Origin of the sequence: Burkholderia guangdongensis (genome assembly GCF_013403875.1) — a bacterium.
In the GTDB taxonomy this organism is placed as follows: Bacteria; Pseudomonadota; Gammaproteobacteria; order Burkholderiales; family Burkholderiaceae; genus Burkholderia; species Burkholderia guangdongensis.
In genome coordinates, this window is record NZ_JACBNX010000016.1 from 89,893 (window position 1) to 108,090 (window position 18,198).

Annotated in this window: 14 protein-coding genes; 3 read left to right on the top strand and 11 right to left on the bottom strand. The window is 66.3% G+C overall.

Going from position 1 to position 18,198, the window contains the following annotated elements; translation table 11 throughout:
• Nucleotides 1–15 precede the first annotated feature (15 nt).
• The 5 genes from pgi to HZI36_RS16205 form a co-directional block, all read right to left on the bottom strand.
• A complete protein-coding gene (pgi, locus tag HZI36_RS16185) occupies nucleotides 16–1,623 on the bottom strand; it encodes a glucose-6-phosphate isomerase (RefSeq protein WP_179403662.1) in 1,608 nt (535 codons plus the stop codon).
• A 65-nt stretch (nucleotides 1,624–1,688) separates the two neighbouring features.
• On the bottom strand, nucleotides 1,689–2,636 hold the full coding sequence (locus tag HZI36_RS16190) for an ABC transporter substrate-binding protein (RefSeq protein ID WP_179403663.1): 948 nt from the start codon (nucleotides 2,634–2,636) through the stop codon (nucleotides 1,689–1,691).
• Between the two features lie 112 nt (nucleotides 2,637–2,748).
• A complete protein-coding gene (locus tag HZI36_RS16195; protein ID WP_179403664.1) occupies nucleotides 2,749–3,774 on the bottom strand; it encodes an ABC transporter permease subunit in 1,026 nt (341 codons plus the stop codon).
• Between the two features lie 62 nt (nucleotides 3,775–3,836).
• Complete coding sequence (locus HZI36_RS16200; protein ID WP_179403665.1) at nucleotides 3,837–5,390, bottom strand: sugar ABC transporter ATP-binding protein; 1,554 nt, start codon at nucleotides 5,388–5,390, stop codon at nucleotides 3,837–3,839.
• The gene (locus HZI36_RS16205; RefSeq protein ID WP_179403666.1) at nucleotides 5,377–6,627 is read right to left on the bottom strand and encodes an ROK family protein; all 1,251 of its coding nucleotides are present in this window, start codon (nucleotides 6,625–6,627) and stop codon (nucleotides 5,377–5,379) included. The genes HZI36_RS16200 and HZI36_RS16205 overlap by 14 nt, the downstream gene beginning before the upstream one ends.
• An 807-nt stretch (nucleotides 6,628–7,434) precedes the next feature.
• On the opposite strand from HZI36_RS16205, the gene HZI36_RS16210 reads away from it, so the two are divergent.
• The 3 genes from HZI36_RS16210 to HZI36_RS16220 all read left to right on the top strand — a co-directional run bounded on the left by HZI36_RS16210 (nucleotide 7,435) and on the right by HZI36_RS16220 (nucleotide 9,167).
• On the top strand, nucleotides 7,435–7,983 hold the full coding sequence (locus HZI36_RS16210; protein WP_179403667.1) for a PAAR domain-containing protein: 549 nt from the start codon (nucleotides 7,435–7,437) through the stop codon (nucleotides 7,981–7,983).
• A gap of 123 nt (nucleotides 7,984–8,106) precedes the next feature.
• A complete protein-coding gene (locus HZI36_RS27035; protein WP_246327102.1) occupies nucleotides 8,107–8,952 on the top strand; it encodes a hypothetical protein in 846 nt (281 codons plus the stop codon).
• Nucleotides 8,949–9,167 carry a hypothetical protein gene (locus HZI36_RS16220; protein ID WP_179403668.1) on the top strand — a complete coding sequence of 73 codons (219 nt, stop codon included), beginning with the start codon at nucleotides 8,949–8,951 and terminating at the stop codon, nucleotides 9,165–9,167. The genes HZI36_RS27035 and HZI36_RS16220 overlap by 4 nt, the downstream gene beginning before the upstream one ends.
• A gap of 4 nt (nucleotides 9,168–9,171) precedes the next feature.
• Here HZI36_RS16220 and HZI36_RS16225 read toward each other — a convergent pair whose 3' ends face one another.
• The 6 genes from HZI36_RS16225 to HZI36_RS16250 all read right to left on the bottom strand — a co-directional run bounded on the left by HZI36_RS16225 (nucleotide 9,172) and on the right by HZI36_RS16250 (nucleotide 18,097).
• Nucleotides 9,172–9,840, bottom strand: a complete 669-nt coding sequence (locus HZI36_RS16225; protein ID WP_179403669.1) for a trimeric intracellular cation channel family protein — start codon at nucleotides 9,838–9,840, stop codon at nucleotides 9,172–9,174.
• Nucleotides 9,841–9,969: 129 nt separating this feature from the next.
• Nucleotides 9,970–11,772, bottom strand: a complete 1,803-nt coding sequence (gene lpdA / locus HZI36_RS16230) for a dihydrolipoyl dehydrogenase (RefSeq protein WP_179403670.1) — start codon at nucleotides 11,770–11,772, stop codon at nucleotides 9,970–9,972.
• A 10-nt stretch (nucleotides 11,773–11,782) separates the two neighbouring features.
• Complete coding sequence (gene aceF, locus HZI36_RS16235; RefSeq protein ID WP_179403671.1) at nucleotides 11,783–13,411, bottom strand: dihydrolipoyllysine-residue acetyltransferase; 1,629 nt, start codon at nucleotides 13,409–13,411, stop codon at nucleotides 11,783–11,785.
• A gap of 96 nt (nucleotides 13,412–13,507) precedes the next feature.
• On the bottom strand, nucleotides 13,508–16,174 hold the full coding sequence (gene aceE / locus HZI36_RS16240; protein WP_179403672.1) for a pyruvate dehydrogenase (acetyl-transferring), homodimeric type: 2,667 nt from the start codon (nucleotides 16,172–16,174) through the stop codon (nucleotides 13,508–13,510).
• A gap of 117 nt (nucleotides 16,175–16,291) precedes the next feature.
• Nucleotides 16,292–16,807 carry a 2-oxo-4-hydroxy-4-carboxy-5-ureidoimidazoline decarboxylase gene (gene uraD / locus HZI36_RS16245; RefSeq protein WP_179403673.1) on the bottom strand — a complete coding sequence of 172 codons (516 nt, stop codon included), beginning with the start codon at nucleotides 16,805–16,807 and terminating at the stop codon, nucleotides 16,292–16,294.
• 96 nt (nucleotides 16,808–16,903) lie between these two features.
• Nucleotides 16,904–18,097: a urate hydroxylase PuuD gene (locus HZI36_RS16250; RefSeq protein WP_179403674.1), complete on the bottom strand. Its 1,194-nt coding sequence runs from the start codon at nucleotides 18,095–18,097 to the stop codon at nucleotides 16,904–16,906.
• Nucleotides 18,098–18,198 lie beyond the last annotated feature (101 nt).

Sequence of the window (18,198 nt, forward strand, 5' to 3'; positions counted from 1 at the left end):
GTGCAGTCCTGATTGTCAGGTTGCGGCGCGGCGCCGCGCGTTGTAACGGTTGATCAACTGATTCGTCGAGCCGTCGTGCGAGCTCACCGGGCCCGGCGCGGCCAGCTCCCGCTCGATCGCGACCGCGAGCTTCTTGCCGAGCTCGACGCCCCACTGGTCGAACGAGTTGATTTGCCACACGACGCCCTGCACGAACACCTTGTGCTCGTACAGCGCGATCAGCGCGCCGAGCGACGCCGGGTCGAGCATGTCGATGCAGATCGTGTTCGTCGGCCGGTTGCCTTCGAAGTTGCGGTGCGGCTCGTCGACCGAGCGCGATCCGTTCATCAGCGCCTCGGACTGCGCGAAGCAGTTCGCGACCAGGATGTCGTGGTGCGCGTCGAGCGTGTGATGCGGCCGCATGCAGACGATGAAGTCGGTCGGGATGATCGCGGTGCCCTGGTGCAGCAGCTGGAAGAACGCGTGCTGGCCGTTCGTGCCGGGCTCGCCCCAGATCACCGGGCCCGTCGCGTAGTCGACGCGCTCGCCGCCGAGCGTCACCGACTTGCCGTTGCTCTCCATGTCGAGCTGCTGCAGATACGCGGGCAAGCGGTGCAGATAGTTGTCGTACGGCGCGATCAGCTGGCTCGTCGCGCCGAGGAAGTTCTGATGCCAGATGCCGATCATCGCGAGCAGCACCGGCAGGTTGCGCTCGAGCGGCGCGTCCGCGAAATGGCGGTCCATCGCGTGCGCGCCGTCGAGCAGCTGTTCGAACGCGTCCATCCCGGCCATGATCGCGATCGGCAGCCCGATCGCCGACCACAGCGAATAGCGGCCGCCGACCCAGTCCCAGAACTCGAACATGTTCGCGGTGTCGATGCCGAACGTCGCGACCGCGTCCGCGTTCGTCGACACCGCGGCGAAATGCTTCGCGATCGCCGCTTCCGGTGCGCCGGACGCGAGCAGCCACGCGCGCGCGGTGTGCGCGTTCGCGAGCGTCTCGCGCGTCGTGAACGTCTTCGACGATACGATGAACAGCGTCGTCTCCGGGTTCGCGCGTTTCAGCACTTCGGCGATGTCCGCGCCGTCGACGTTCGACACGAAGTGCATCGTGAGCCGTTCGTGCGCGTAAGGCTTCAGCGCCTCGCAGACCATCTTCGGGCCGAGGTCCGAGCCGCCGATGCCGATGTTCACGACGTCGGTGATCTCGCGGCCGGTGTGGCCGCGCCACGCGCCCGAGCGGACGGCGTCGGAGAACGTGCGCATCCTGGCGAGCACGGCCGCGACCTGCGGCCATACGTCGACGTGGTCGACGCCGTCGACGATGCGCTGCGCGCCCGAGCGATCGCGCAGCGCGACGTGCAGCACCGCGCGTTGCTCGGTGCGGTTGATCCGCTCGCCGGCGAACATCGCGTCGCGATGCTTATCGACGCCGGCCTCGCGGGCGAGCGCGACGAGCCGCGCGATCGTGTCGGCATCGACCGGGTTCTTCGAGTAGTCGACGAAGAGCCCGGCCGCGTCGAGTGAGAAGCGCGCCGCGCGTTCGGGATCGCGCTCGAACAGCGCGCGGATCGAGATGCCGGCCAGCGCGTCGCGATGGTCGGCGAGGGCCCGCCACGCGGGCGTCCGTGTCAATGAGGTCATGGTCGTTCAGCCAGGATGAGGTCGAAGCGGATCAATGCGGGATCAGCGCGGGATCGGTGCAACGCTCAGTGCGAGCCCCAGCCCTTGTAGCCGCTCACGTTGTCGCGGGTGACGAGCAGCGGGTCGAGCAGGATCATCGGGTTCGCGGGCTTCTTGCCGTTCATGATCCCGTAGCCGACGGTGACCGCTTCCTTCGCCATCGCGAACGGATCCTGGCTCGCCGACGCCTGCACCAGCGTGTTCGACTTCAGCGCGGTTTCGATGTCCGGCGCACCGTCGACCGACGTGATCACGATGTTCGCGCGATTGAGCTGCTTCGCCGCGAGGTCGCTGCCGACCGCCTGCGGATCGTTGATCGTGAACAGGCCATCGAGCTTCGGAAAGCGCGTCAGGTAGCCCTGCATCGCGGCCATCCCGCCTTCGCGCGAGCCCTTGCCGTCCTGGTCGGCCGACAGGATCTTGATCCCCGGGTTCTTCGCGAGCACCGCCTTGCAGCCGTTCACGCGGTCGACCACCGCCGACACCTGCGGGCCGTTCTCGATGATCACGTTGCCTTTGCCGCCGATCTTCTTCGCGAGGAACTCGCAGGAAATCTGCCCGGCCTTCACGTTGTTGGTCTGCACGGTCGCGTCGGCGCCGGCCGCGGCGACGTCCACCGCGATCACCGGGATGCCGGCCGCCTGCGCCTTCTTCACGGCCGGCGCGATCGCCTTCGGATCGGCCGCGTTCAGCAGGATCATGTCGACGTGCGCGGAGATGAAGTTGTCGATCTGCGTGAACTGCTTGTTCAGATCGTAATCGGCCGACACCGCGACCACCTTCGCGTTCGGATTGAGCGCCTTGGCCTGGGCCTCGGCGCCCTTGACGACCGTCACGAAGTACGGGTTGCCGAGCGAGCCGACCGTGACGCCGATCGATTTCAGCTGCTTGTCCGCCGCGTGCGCGGCGCAGGCCGCGAAGGCCAGCGCGCAGGCGAGGGTGGTCTGAAGGGCTTTGCTCTTGATCTGGAACATGTCGTGTTGTCTCCGTTGGGTCCGGGAAGGCGGCGCGCACGAGGACCGGCATGCGCGCCGAACGTCAGGATTTCGTAATATTTCGAGGGGTGCGACGGGATGGCGATGATGCTCAGGTGCGGGCGCCGCTCTGGCGGTAGCGATCGAGCGCGACGGCGCCGATGATCACGAGGCCCTTGATGATGTATTGCCAGATGTCGGACACGCCGAGCAGCACGAGGCCGTTGGACAGCACCGCGATGATGAGCGCGCCGACGAGCGTGCCGACGATCGAGCCGACGCCGCCGACGAAGCTGGTGCCGCCGAGAATCACCGCGGCGATCGCGTCGAGCTCGTACGACTGGCCGAGCTGCAGGCCGTTGGCCGCGTAGAGGCGGGCGGCGGACATCAGCGCGCCGAGGCCGGCGAGCAGGCCCGACGCGGCGTAGACGAACAGCTCGATGCCGCGCACGTTGATGCCCGACAGGCGGGCGGCCTCGGGGTTGCCGCCGACCGAGTAGATGCGCATGCCGAGCACGGTGCGGCGCAGGATGAACCAGGACACGGCGACGACGACGAGCGCGATCACGACGAGCCAGGGCACGCCGAGGATCGAGCCGTTGCCGATGAACGCGAACGGCAGCTGCGGATTGAAGATGGTGGTGTCGTTGCCCATCAGGCGGGCGATGCCGCGCACGGCGGTGAGTGCGCCGAGCGTGACGATGAACGGCGGCAGGCGCAGGAACGAGATCAGCGCGCCGTTGACGAGGCCGAACACGAGGCCGATCGCCAGCGCGACGGGGATGCCGAGCCAGCCGAGGCCGGGGATGTTGGACGCGATCAGCGCGCCGACGGCGGCCGCGGCGAGGACGGAGCCGACGGACAGGTCGATGCCGCCGGTAAGGATCACGAAGGTCATGCCGGCGGCGAGGACGATGTTGATCGACGCCTGCTGGGCGACGATCGACAGGTTCTGCAGTGACGCGAAGCCGTCGGTCATGAAGCCGAAGCCGATGCAGAGCAGCACGAGCACGGGCAGCATGCCGGCGGTGCGCATCAGCGACTGCATGCGGGCGCGTTTTTCGGCGCGGCGCGCTTTCTGCGCGAGTTCCGGCGTGGCGGGCGCGGTGGCGACGTCGCGCGGTTGGGTCTGGTTCATGTCGGTATCCTGAATGTGGGATGACTAATCGTCGGCGGGGATCAGCGCTCAGTGCTCAGTGCTCAGTGCGTCGGTGCCCGCTCGGTTTGCGAACCGGTGGCGAGTGCGATGATCGCCTCCTGTGAAATCGGCTCGCCGCTATGTCCGCCGAGCTCGCCGGCGATCCTGCCTTCGCGCATCACGAGCACGCGGTCGGCGACGCCGATGATCTCGGGCAGCTCGCTCGAGATCACGATCACGCCGACGCCCGAGTTCGCGAGCGCATTGATGATTCGGTAGATTTCGGATTTCGCGCCGATGTCGACGCCGCGCGTCGGCTCGTCGAGAATCAGCACGCGCGGCTTCGTTTCGAGCAGCCGCGACAGCAGCACCTTCTGCTGGTTGCCGCCGGACAGCGCGCCGACGTTCACGTTCGCGTTCGGCACGCGAATCGACAGCGACGCGATCGAATCGCGCGCACGCTCCGCGCCGCGCCCGAGGTCGAGCACGCCGCCGCGCGCATCGCGGCTCGCCACCGAGATGTTGATGTTGTCAAGCACGCTCATGTCGAGGAACAGGCCCTGGCGCTTGCGGTCTTCGGTCAGATACACGAGGCCCGCGTCGATCGACTCGCGCGGCGAGTGCGCGCCGAACGTCTTGTCGCCGATCTTCACGTCGCCGCGCGTGCGTGGCTCGGCGCCGAAGATCAGCCGCGCGAGCTCGGTGCGGCCCGCGCCGACGAGCCCCGCGATGCCGAGCACCTCGCCCGCGTGCAGGTCGAGGCTGCAGCCGCGCACGCGGCCGGCGTCGGCGACGTCGCGCACGGACAGCAGCAGGTGGCCCGGATCGTACGGCGCGTGCTCCTTCTTGTAGAACCCCGAAATGTCGCGGCCGACCATCATCGACACGAGCCGCTCGGCCGACAGCGATTCGCGTTCGAGCGTGCCGACGTACGTGCCGTCGCGCAGCACCGACACGCGGTCGGACAGTTCGTAGATCTCGGCCATCCGGTGGCTGATGTAGATGATCGCGAGGCCTTCCTCGCGAAGCTGGCGGATCAGCGCGAACAGGTGCTCGGTCTCGCGCGACGACAGCGGCGTCGTCGGCTCGTCCATCACGAGGATCCGCGCTTTCGTATGGACCGCGCGCGCGATCTCGACCAGTTGCTGCTCGGCGATCGACAGCGAGCCGACCAGCGTGTGCGGGCCGAAGCTCGCGCCGAGGCGGTCCAGCACGTCCCGGCAGCCCTGCGCCATCGCCGCGCGGTCGATCGTGCCCCAGCGCGCGCCGCCACGGCGCAGCTCGCGGCCGACGTAGATGTTCTCGGCGACGGTCAGGTTCGGCGCGAGGCTGAGCTCCTGATAGATCACCGCGACGCCGGCGTCGCGCGCGGCGAGCGGGCCGTCGACGACGATCGGCTGGCCGTCGATCAGGATCTGCCCGCCCGGGTCGGCCTGATAGGCGCCGGACAGGATCTTCATCAGCGTCGACTTGCCGGCGCCGTTCTCGCCCATCAGCGAATGCACTTCGCCGGGGTAGACGGTCAGGCGCACGTCGTCGAGCGCGCGCACGGCGGGGAACGTCTTGCTGATCCCGCGCATCTCGAGCAGTGGACGTGACGACTCAGAACGAGACATAGGTGACCTCCTGCGTATCCACGCTTGCGCCCTTCAGGATGCCGGCGCGCGGGGAGAAGTTGAAGAACATCGGGAGCGTCGCGGCGCCGATCGCGCCGGCGTCCGGGCCGAACGAGCCGCGCACGAACGTCGGCGTGCCGCGGGCTTCCGGGGTGATCGCCGCGAGCGCGGTGGACAGGCGCGCCATCAGCGTGTCGAGCAGGCCCGCGTCGGTATCCGCGTCGAGCACGACGACCGGCGAATCGAGCACCGACAGCACCGCGCGCAGCGCGGACGCGAGCGCGTCGACGCAGTCGTCGATCCATTCGTCGACGGCCGGCACGCCGCGCGCGATGCACGCTTCGAGTTCCGCGCGGGTATCGACCGTCTCGCCGCAGTAGCGCAGATGGCGGATCAGCGAGCTCAGCGACGTGCGGGTCAGCAGGATGTCCCACGCGGCGAGCGGCGCGGGCGCGGACGGCAGGCGGCTCGGCAGCACCGGCATCACCGCGAAGTCGCCGGCGTTGCCGGTGCGGCCGCGCAGGCAGTCGCCATCGACCGCGATCCCGCCGCCGATCACCGGCCCGAGAAACAGGTAGACGAAATCGTCGCACTGGCGGCCGCAGCCGTAGAACAGCTCGGCGATCGCGGCCGCGTTGCCGTCGTTCTCGCTGAACACGGGCAGATCGATCGCGCGGCCGAGCTCGGCCGCGAAGTCGACTTCGGCCCACGCGCGGAACGCGTCGACCGGCAGGCCGAGCTCGCGCAGCCACGCGCCGAGGTTGAACGGCTGCGCGACGCCGACGCCGGCGAGGCGCTCGCGCTCGTGCAACGGCAGCAGCTGCCGCATCTCGTCGATGTCGCGGCGGACGATCTCGAGCACGGCGGCGGGCGGGGGGAGGAGCGTGTCGTGCGAGCGGCGGGCGATCACGTCGCCGGCGAAGTTCACGAGCGCGGTCTCGATGCGCATCCGGTCGAGGCGCACGCCGATGCCGAACGCGCCGCGCGGGTCGAGGCGGATCAGCGACGCCGGCTGGCCGCGCTGGCCTTCGACGCGCCGGCCGGTGAACTCGATCAGCTTCGCGTCGGCGAGCGACGTGATGATGCTGCCGACTGCGGTGCCGGTCAGGTTCGCGAGGCGGGCGAGGTCGGCCTTCGACGCGCTGCCCGCGCGCCGCAGCGCCTTGAGCAGCAGGCGCTCGTTGTAGCGGCGCACGTTGACCGAGTTGCTGCCCTGGCCGATGTGCGGACTTCTCATGATGTCTCCTCCGGGCGGCGCCGCTCGTCTGCGCCATTAATTAAATCAAGTTGATTTATTTAAACCCGACTAGAGGAAAATGTCAGCCTAGGGAAATCCCGGTTATGGCGGTGGTGGGGAGGGAAGGAGGTGGGGTTTCGATATGGAGCGCCGCGCCGGACGGCGACGCGTGACGGTTGGCTCGCGGTGCTCGGACTGCTGAGCGCGGGGCATGAAGGTTTGACCGCCGAACTCGGGCCTCTGGGCGCCGCTCATGGCGGTCTGAGCGCCGTATTCGAGGCTCTGACCCTCGATCACGAGGATTTGACTTCCGCGCACGGGCCTCCGACCTCCGTGTACACGAGGGTTTGACCTCGACGCACGGGCCTCCGGGCTCGGCACATGGGTCTCCGGCCTTCGTGCGCGAGGATTTGACCTCGGCGCACGGGCCTTTGACTTCCGAGCAAGACGATCCATCCGCACCCTACGCTCGGCGAGTCGATCCGGATGGCCGCGCTGCGCTTCGGCTGGAACGCGCCGGTGCCGATTGGGTGAGAAACGGATACGGCTCGCGAAGGTAACTTATCGAACCGAGTTCACCGCAAAAGCGCATCGTCCGACCTTCGTTATCCTGATTTATTGATCAGGCTCAAGCCATCATGAAGGTAGATATGGATACTCATGCCGTTCGCGCTTGGCGCAGATATCCGGGCGTTTCATTTGTTGATCAACCACGACGCCCGATTGCATGTAGGCATGTAGGCATGCAGATGCGGCAAGTGCGCGTGGCATCCCCCTCGGCATATGAAGCAAGGAGACTTAACGGCCATGAGGCGATACAACCTGAGAGAGAACGACAACTCGACCAGCGGCGGCGTCGTGATCGAGGGTATCCCCGACGATACTCTTGACGGCGTTCCGTTGACCTTCCTCGGTGCGAAGGTCGTATGTCCAGTATGCAAACAGACGGGCGTAATCGTTGGTCAGGGGCCGCGGTATCCCGATACCTCCATGGGCAAACAACCCGCGCTGGATGACGACATCTGTGTGTGCGGTTGCGAACCGTCTCCTCGCATGATTGCATCGCAGAACAAAATGTTCGAGGACCATCTGGAAAGCAATATCGCAAAACCGGGGTTTGCCAGCAAGAGTCCGTCTCAGTTGGCAGCAGCGGCAGGAACCATCGCAATGGCCGTCGCCTATGACGAGAGGTTCACTCTACGAAGTGTCGATGGGCGTGCGCTTGCATATGCCGCCTACGCGCTGCGCCGTGAAACCGGTACTTTCGAATACGGAGAGGCAGACGGGAACGGACACACGCATCTGCTTTCAGCAGTTGATGCGACTGAAGACATCCACGTGTTTCTTGCAGGGTGAGCGGCAGGACATGATGCGTGGAATCGCCCAGTGGCCCCCGGCCCATCAACTGTATGCCAATGGGCATACGCATTTATTATCGTCCGTTGCTCGCGCCAAAGACACCAACATCTATGTTAACCCATGACAACGCCTGAACCGATTCATATTGGCCCCGATGGTACGCGGTATCAGTTAATTGCCACAAAGACGACCACCCCGACTAGTGACACATCACCTAAGCCGGTCACCGTCAGGTTCAAGACCTTTTGGAAAACTACTCGGAAATGGAGCGATGCTGAGATTGCCGGATATCAGGATGCAGTGCCGCGACTGGCGAAGCAAATTCGTCAGGAGCAGTATTGGGACCGGCAAGGCAGCGTCAAAGAAAATCGTTTCACTTGCGAAGATTTTGCCATTCGGGTGCTTGTCCAGTTCGCCTCCTCAAGAGGACTGCCACTGAAGCTGGAAACGGGAGTGCGGACTTACCGGAATGTGGAGGTCCATGGTCAACCTGAACATGAACGGTATGATTCGACCATGTACGGATTTGTCGATATGGTTGAATTGACCTATGGCGCACCGGACATGCAACGTATCACAACAAACACTGTTTCCTTGAGTGGACCGGAAGCATTGTTGCCAGGCGATATTCTGGCCTTGGCGCACGATTGGAAGGGCCGCCATTCGGGCGGTGCTGCGCACCATATTCAACTGGCTACCATGACGTCATCCTCGTCCATTGAAATATATCAGGGCAATTCAGACAGTACGATCCATAGGCCAATTACATGGTTCAATAAACTGCGCGGGAGGAACGCTGCTGACCCACAACAGGCCGCATATGCGGGGCTCCCCATCGAAACAGGGCGCTTTACGAGGGATGGGGCCAAGTGGAATTACCGAAATGATGTGACGGGCAACAGTGAGTCGGACTATCTGAAATTCTTTGACCTCTACCGCTGGAACTTCATGGAGTTCAATCGTTGAGCACAAACATTCAAGCGCTTTTTTCAGTTCTGACGGACGATCCGAGCGGTGCGATCTGGATCATCGCCGTGCTCAATTTGTTAAGCATCGCGTGTGGAACACGCCCGCGCATCTGGCAGGCAAAAGCATTCAAGATACTGATTTTTGCGCAACTATTACTCATCCCAATAGTTGCAGCTATCGGATTCCATTACGCCGTCCGACCGCCTGCGTGAAAGGTCAGCGCGATTTTTCCGGCGATTTCGCGCGTCGAATGCGCGGCGTCAGATCGATCGGCACCGGCGCGTTCCAGCCGAAGCGCAGCGCGGCCATCCGGATCGCGAAGCCGGCGCCGATCGTCACCGGCGCGGCGAGCGCGTCGGCGACGTGCGCGCCCGCAACGAGCCCGACGTGGAGTACGCTCGCGATGCCGGCGGCGATCGCGTAGACGGGCCCCGGCTGCACGAGCTGCGGCTGATCGCCGGCGAGGATGTCGCGCAGCACCCAGCCGCCGATCGCGTTGATCGTGCCGACGAGGATCGCGGCGAGCGGGCCGAGCCCCGCGTGCAATGCCTTCGACGCGCCGACGACCGCGAAGAAGCCGATCGACAGCGCGTCGAACACGACGAGCAGCGGATGCACCCAGCGGATCACGGTCGAGAAGAAGAAGCCGATCGTTGCGCAGATCAGCACGGTCAGCAGGTAGATGTAGTCGGTCAGGATCACCGACGGCCCGCTCTGCAGCAGCAGGTCGCGCATCATGCTGCCGCTGACGCCGGTGCTGAGCGTGAGGCAGAACACGCCGCTCAGGCCGAAGCGGCGCTCGACCGCGAACAGCGCGCCGGACAGCGCGCCGACCGCCGTCGCGCCGACCGCGAAGATCTGCGGGCCGCTCGCGAGATCAATCATGGCCGGCCCCCGGCAACGTGCACGTCGAAACGATGCTTGAACGCGTCATGGTGTCTCCCGTCGGCGGTCGTGTCTGTACGCGAGGGGCGCCCGCAAGCGCCCCGTCCGCGTTTTGCCTGCCTGTTACCGTTACTTCTTCTTCATCGGCGGCAGATCGGTGCAGGTTCCCTCGAACACCTCGGCGGCCATTCCGATCGACTCGCCGAGCGTCGGGTGCGGATGGATGGTCTTGGCGATGTCTTCCGGATGGCAGCCCATCTCGACCGCGAGGCACACTTCGCTGATCAGGTCCCCCGCATGCGTGCCGACGATCCCGCCGCCGATCACGCGATGCGTCTCTTCATCGAAGAGCAGCTTCGTGAATCCCTCGTCCCGACCGTTCGCGATCGCGCGCCCCGACGCCGCCCACGGGAACACCGCCTTGCCGTACTTGATCCCCTCGGCCTTGCACTGGTCCTCGGTTTTGCCCGCCCACGCGACTTCCGGATCCGTATAGGCGACCGACGGAATCTGCCGCGCATCGAAGTAGGCCTTCTCGCCGTGCGCCGCCTCCGCCGCGACGTGCGCCTCGTGCACCGCCTTGTGCGCGAGCATCGGCTGCCCGACGATGTCGCCGATCGCGAAGATGTGCGGCACATTCGTGCGCATCTGGTTGTCCACCGGGATGAAGCCGCGCTCCGTCACCGCGACGCCCGCCGCGTCCGCGCCGATCTTGTTGCCGTTCGGGCTGCGCCCGACCGCGACGAGCACCAGGTCGTAGCGCTGCGCGTCCGCCGGCGCCTTCTCGCCGTCGAACTTCACGTAGATCCCGTCCTTCCTCGCCTCGGCACCGACCGTCTTCGTCTTCAGCATCACGTTGTCGAAGCGCTTCGCGTTCATCTTCTCCCAGACCTTCACGAGGTCACGGTCCGCGCCCGCCATCATCCCGTCGAGCATCTCGACCACGTCGATCCGCGCGCCGATCGTCGAGTAGACCGTCGCCATTTCGAGGCCGATGATCCCGCCGCCGATCACGAGCATCCGCTTCGGTACCGACGCGAGCTCGAGCGCGCCGGTCGAATCGACAACGCGTGGATCCTCGGGCATGAACGGCAGCTTCACCGCCTGCGAGCCCGCCGCGATGATCGCCTTCTGGAAGCGCACCACCTTCTTCGCGCCGGTCGTCGCCTGGCCGTCGCCGTCGGTCACCGCGACCTCGACGTGATACGGATCGAGAAAGCGCCCGACGCCGCGCACGACCTCGACCTTGCGCGCCTTCGCCATCCCGGCCAGACCGCCGGTCAGCTTCTTGACGACACCTTCCTTGAAGCCGCGCAGCTTGCCGACGTCGATCGCGGGCCGGCCGTATTCGATCCCGTGATGCAGCAGCGCGGCCGCCTCGTCGATCACGGCCGCCGTGTGCAGCAGCGCCTTCGACGGAATGCAGCCGACGTTCAGGCACACGCCGCCGAGCGTCGCGTAGCGCTCGACGAGCACGGTCTTCATCCCGAGATCGGCCGAGCGGAACGCGGCCGAGTAACCGCCCGGGCCCGCGCCGAGCACGAGCATCTCGCATTCGACGTCGACCGTGCCGGTGTATGAGCCCGCCGGCGCGGGCGCAGTGACGGGCGCGGCGGGCGCGGCAGGGGCCGCCGCCAGTGCGCTTGCCGGTGCGGCCGGCGCGGCAATCACCGCATCACCGGCTGCCCCGCCGACCACGTCGAGCACGACGATCGTCGCGCCTTGCGACACCTTGTCGCCGACCTGGATGCGCACCTCGCGGACCGTCCCCGCGTGCGATGCCGGCACCTCCATCGTTGCCTTGTCCGATTCGAGCGTGACGAGCGGATCCTCGACCTCGATCCGGTCGCCGACCTTGACCAGCACCTCGATCACCGGCACGTCCGTAAAATCGCCGATGTCCGGCACCTTGACTTCGATCGCGTTAGCCATCGATTTCCCCCTAGACGAGCACGCGCCGCAGATCGGCGAGCAGATTGGCGAAGTAGACGTTGAAGCGCGCGGCGGCCGCGCCGTCGATCACGCGGTGATCCCACGACAGCGACAGCGGCAGCGTGAGCCGCCAGTCGGACTGCCTGCCGTCGGGCGACACCTGCTTCCAGAACGACTTGCACACGCCGAGGATCGCGACTTCGGGTGCGTTGATGATCGGCGTGAAGTGCGTGCCGCCGATCCCGCCGAGCGACGAGATCGTGAAGCTGCCGCCCTGCATCTGCTCGGGCTTGAGCTTGCCGTCGCGCGCGAGCTTCGCGAGTTCGCCCATCTCCTGGCCGATCTGGATCACGCCCTTCTTGTCGGCGTCGCGGATCACCGGCACCACGAGGCCGTTCGGCGTGTCGGCCGCGAAGCCGATGTGGTAGTACTGCTTGAGCACGAGGTTGTCGCCGTCGAGCGACGCGTTGAACTCGGGGAACTTCTTCAGCGCGAACACCGACGCCTTGATCAGGAACGCGAGCATCGACAGCTTGACGCCGGCCTTCTCGTGCTCCTTGTTCAACTGCACGCGGAACGCCTCGAGGTCGGTGATGTCGGCCTCGTCGTGGTTCGTCACGTGCGGGATCATCACCCAGTTGCGGTGCAGGTTCGCGCCGGAGATCTTCTTGATCCGCGACAGCGGCTTCGCCTCGATCGGGCCGAACTTCGTGAAGTCGACCTTCGGCCACGGCAGCAGGTCGAGGCCGGCGCCGCCGGCCGACGCGGCCGCGGGCTTCGCCGCTGCCGCCGCGCCGCCGCCTTTCGCGAACGCGTCGACGTCCGCCTTCGTGATGCGGCCGTGCTCGCCGCTGCCCTTGACCTTGCCGAGATCGACGCTCAGCTCGCGCGCGAGCTTGCGCACCGCCGGGCTCGCGTACGCGAGGCGGAACGCGGCTTCGTCGATCGCACCGGCGGGCGCGGCCGCTGCGGCCGCTGTGCTCGGTGCAGCGGGGGCGGTGGCCGCCTCCGGGGAGGGCGCGGCCGCAGCGGGTGCCGCGGCGGGCGAGGGCGCCGCGCTCGCCGCGCCGTCGCCCGTCTCGAGCGTCAGGATCACGGTGCCCTGCGACACCGCATCGCCGATCTTGACCTTCAGCTCGCGCACCACGCCGCCGAGCGGCGCGGGCACGTCCATCGTCGCCTTGTCGGATTCGAGCGTGACGAGCGCGTCCTCGGCTTTCACGACGTCGCCCGGCTTGACCAGCACCTCGATCACCGGCACGTCGGTGTAGTCGCCGATGTCCGGCACGCGCACCTCGGCGATGCCCCCGGGCGCGCTGACCGCGGCCGGCGGCGGCACGACCGACGGCATCGACGGGGCCGGCGCCGCCGGCTCGACGCCGTTGTGCGTCGCGGCCGCCGCGCTTTCGAGCAGCAGGATCAGCGTGCCCTGCGAAACGGTGTCGCCGACCTGGATCTTCAGTTCCTTCACGACGCCGGCCGACGACGACGGCACCTCCATCGTCGCCTTGTCGGATTCGAGCGTGACGAGCGCGTCTTCTGCCGCGATCACGTCGCCGGGCTTGACGAGGATCTCGATCACCGGCACATCGGTGAAGTCGCCGATGTCCGGCACGCGGATTTCATTGATTGTCGACATGTCTTCCCCATGAACACTTCGGTGCCGGTGCGCCGGCCGGCCGCCAACGCGGCCGTGCTCGACGCACCGGGCGGATTGCGAACGGGCGCGGCCGCGTCAGACCGTCCACGGATCGGGACGCTCGGCGTTCAGGCCGTACTTGCGGATCGCCTCCTCGACGAGCTCGGGCTTCACCGTGCCGTCGTCCGCGAGCGCCTTCAGCGCGGCCGCCGCGACGTAGTAGCGGTTGACCTCGAAGAACTCGCGCAGCTTCACGCGGTAGTCGCTGCGCCCGAAGCCGTCGGTGCCGAGCGTCACGTAGCGGCGCGGCACGTGCTCGCGGATCTGGTCCGCGTAGTTGCGCATGTAGTCGGTCGACGCGACGACCGGCCCCGCATGGCCGTCCAGGCAGGTCTCGACGTACGACTGGCGGCGCGGCTGCGTCGGATGCAGCAGGTTCCAGCGCTCGGCGCTCATCCCGTCGCGGCGCAGCTCGTTGAAGCTCGTCACGCTCCAGATGTCGGCGACGACGCCGAAGTCGTCGCGCAGCAGGTCGGCCGCCGCGATCACCTCGCGCAGGATCGTGCCGGAGCCCATCAGCTGCACGCGCGGCGCGTTCTTCGTCTTGGCCTTGCCGCCGTCGCGGAACAGGTACATTCCCTTGACGATCCCTTCCTCGGCGCCTTCCGGCATCGCCGGCTGCCGGTAGTTCTCGTTCATCAGGGTCACGTAGTAATAGACGTCCTCCTGCTCCTGCAGCATGCGCCGCATGCCGTCGCGGATGATCACGATCACCTCGTACGCGAACGTCGGGTCGTACGACACGCAGTTCGGAATCGTCGACGCGAGGATGTGGCTGTGGCCGTCCTCGTGCTGCAGGCCTTCGCCGTTCAGCGTGGTGCGGCCCGCGGTGCCGCCGAGCAGGAAGCCGCGCGAGCGCATGTCGCCGGCCGCCCACGCGAGATCGCCGACCCGTTGCAGGCCGAACATCGAGTAATAGATGTAGAACGGGATCATCGGCACGTCGTTGGTGCTGTACGACGTCGCGGCCGCGATCCACGAGCACATCGCGCCGGCCTCGTTGATCCCTTCCTGCAGCACCTGGCCGGATTTGTCCTCGCGGTAGTACATCAGCTGGTCCGCATCCTGCGGCTTGTACAACTGGCCGACCGCCGAGTAGATGCCGAGCTGGCGGAACATCCCCTCCATCCCGAACGTGCGCGATTCGTCCGGCACGATCGGCACCACGTGCTTGCCGATCTGCTTGTCGCGCACGAGCGTGCCGAGCATCTGCACGAACGCCATCGTGGTCGAGATCTCGCGCTCGCCGGAATCCTTCAGCAGGCGCTCGAACGTGGACAGCGGTGGCACCTCGAGCGACGTCGACTTGCGGCGACGCTGCGGCAGGTAGCCGCCGAGCGCTTCGCGGTGGCGGCGCAGGTACTGCATTTCCTCGCTGTCGTCGGCGAAGCGAATGAACGGCATCTCGTCGAGCTGATCGTCGGCGATCGGGATCTGGAAGCGGTCACGGAACTGCTTCAGCGAATCGTCCGTCATCTTCTTGGCCTGGTGCGCGATCATCTGGCCTTCGCCGGATTCGCCCATCCCGTAGCCCTTGACGGTCTTCGCGAGAATCACGGTCGGCTGGCCGCGATGCTTGACCGCCGCCGCGTACGCGGCGAACACCTTCGCGGGGTCGTGGCCGCCGCGGTTCAGGCGCCAGATGTCATCGTCGCTCATGTCGGCGACGAGTTCTTTCAGTTCGGGATACTTGCCGAAGAAGTGCTCACGCACGTACGCGCCGTTCTTGGACTTGAAGTCCTGATACTCGCCGTCGACGCATTCCTCCATGCGCTTGAGCAACAGGCCGGTCTTGTCCTTCGCGAGCAGGCGGTCCCAGCCGCCGCCCCAGACGACCTTGACCACGTTCCAGCCGGCGCCGCGAAACACCGATTCGAGTTCCTGAATGATCTTGCCGTTGCCGCGCACCGGGCCGTCGAGACGCTGCAGGTTGCAGTTGATCACGAACACGAGGTTGTCGAGCTTCTCGCGGCCGGCGAGCGAGATCGCGCCGAGCGATTCGGGCTCGTCGCATTCGCCGTCGCCGAGGAAGCCCCACACCTTGCGGCCGTCGGTCTTCGCGAGGCCGCGGCCTTCGAGGTACTTGAGGAAGCGCGCCTGATAGATCGCCATCAGCGGGCCGAGGCCCATCGACACGGTCGGGAACTGCCAGAAGTCGGGCATCAGCCACGGGTGCGGATACGACGAGATGCCCTTGCCGTCGGCTTCCTGGCGGTAGTTGAGCAACTGCTGCTCGGTGAGGCGGCCTTCGATGAATGCGCGTGCGTAGATGCCGGGCGACACGTGGCCCTGCACGTAGACGAGGTCGCCGCCGTGCTGCGCGGACGGCGCGTGCCAGAAGTGGCCGAGGCCGATGTCGTACAGCAGCGCGGACGACTGGAAGCTGGCGATGTGGCCGCCGAGCTCGGACGATGCCTTGTTCGCGCGCAGGATGATCGCGACGGCGTTCCAGCGGATCGCGGAGCGGATCTTGTGCTCGATCGCGCGGTTGCCGGAGGAGGGGGCCTCGAGCTCGGGCGGGATCGTGTTGCAGTAGGCGGTGGTCAGCGTCGACGGCATGTACGCGCCGACCCGGCGCGCGTCCTGCACGAGCCGCTCGACCAGATAGTTCGCGCGATCGTGGCCGCGGTGCTGCTGAACGGCCCGCAGCGCGTCGAGCCATTCCGTGGTCTCCAGAGGATCCTTGTCGGGCATTGCTTCCATGGGTGTCTCACTCCTTGCTCTGATCTGGATAATGACGCTCTTCCTGTTCCGGAAGAGCCGAAACCACTTCGAATAGAGATCCTGAATACCGGTTCTGGACGCCGCTCGCCGGCGACGTCACGCGGTAATCAGCTCGTCGAGCCTGAAGCGCGCGATCCGGTAGATCTCGTCGAGACTGGCGCGCAACTCGTCGGCACGGTTGTTGTTCAGGCGCGATTCGAAGTTCGCGATGATGCCGTGACGGTCGTAGCCGCGCACCGCGAGGATGAACGGAAAGCCGAACTTGTCGCGATACTCGGCATTCAGGCGCTGCAGCTTGTCGAATTCTTCCTGCGTGCATTGATCGAGCCCCGCGCCGCTCTGCTCGCGGGTCGACTCGGCGGTCAACTCGCCGCGCACCGCCGCCTTGCCCGCGAGTTCCGGGTGGGCGTTGATCAACGTGAGTTGCCGCGAGATGCCGGCCGCTTCCACCGTCTCCGACATCGAGCGATGCAGCGCGTCGATGCTCGCATAGGGGCGCCGGTTGGCCGCACTCTCCGCCACCCAGGGCGAGTGCTCGAAAATGCCCGCCAGCGTCGCGACAAACGCGTCGACGGCCATCGTATTCAGTTCGCTCAACGTGCATTGCTTCATGTTCGTGTCTCTTCGTCTCGTCTCAACCGATCGGCGCGGGAGCGGCGCACATTGCGAGGATGGCCCCGCTCCCGGCTCCGGGCGCACCCGGCCGCGTTATTTCGCGGCGCCGCCCTCGAACCACGCGGCGATCTTCTTGCGCTCGTCGTCCGTGATGTGCGTGACGTTGCCGAGCGGCATCGCTTTCAGCGTCACCGCTTGCTGATAGATGCGCTGCGCGTTCTGCGAGATCTCGTCCGGCGTATCGAGCAGCACGCCGGCGGGGGCGCTGCCCATCAGCGTCGGGTGCGCGGAGTGGCACTGGACGCAGCGCTGCTGCAGCACGGGCGCGACGTCGGCGACCGTGAGCTTCGGTGCGTTCGCGGCCTGCGCTTCGGACGCCATCGGCTTCGGTAGCGTCCAGACCAGTGCGCCGAACATCATCGCGACGCCGACGAGCGGCAGATACCACAGCACCTGGCCGCGGTGGCGCATCACGAAGAACTGGCGGATCAGCGCGCCGGCCACCATGATCATCACGAGCACCGCCCAGTTGTACTTGTTCGTGTACGTCATCGCGTAGTGGTTCGACAGCATCGCGAACACGACTGGCAGCGTGAAGTACGTGTTGTGCACCGAGCGCTGCTTGCCGCGCTTGCCGTAGATCGGGTTCGGCTCTTCACCCTTCAGCATCGCATCGACCATCTTGCGCTGGCCGGGGATGATCACGAAGAACACGTTCGCGGACATGATCGTCGCGAGCATCGCGCCCATGATCAGGTACGCGGCGCGGCCCGAGAAAATATGGCACGCAAGGAACGCGGCGATCAGCACGTAGACGGCGACGCAGATGCCAAGCACCCGGTCGTTCGTGCCGAGCGTGCGGCACAGCGTGTCGTACACGATCCAGCCGGCGGCGAGGAAGCCGAGCGCGGCGGCGACGGCGACCACGGGGCCCATGTCGAGCACGTTCGTATCGATCAGGTAGGTGTTCGGCGAGAACAGGTACAGCACCGTGAAGAGCGCGAAGCCGGACATCCAGGTCGTATACGACGGCCACTTCGACCAGTGCAGGTCGTCCGGCATTTCAGGCGGCGCGACCGTGTACTTCTGCATGTTGTAGAAGCCGCCGCCGTGCACGTGCCACAGCTCGCCGAACACGCCGCGCTTGCGCTGGTTCGCGTCGGTCGGCGGTTTCAGACTATTGTCCAGGGCGACGAAATAGAACGATTCGCCGATCCACGCGATCGCCGCGATGACGTGAAGCCAGCGAATCGCGAGATTCAGCCAGTCGGTGATAAAGCCTTCCATGAAACGCCTCCGCTTCGTAAGCGCAAAACACACAATGGCCTGTCGATGTGCGGCCACGGCCGTCGTGCCGACGCCGTGGCCGCGGTGAATGTCGATGCTTC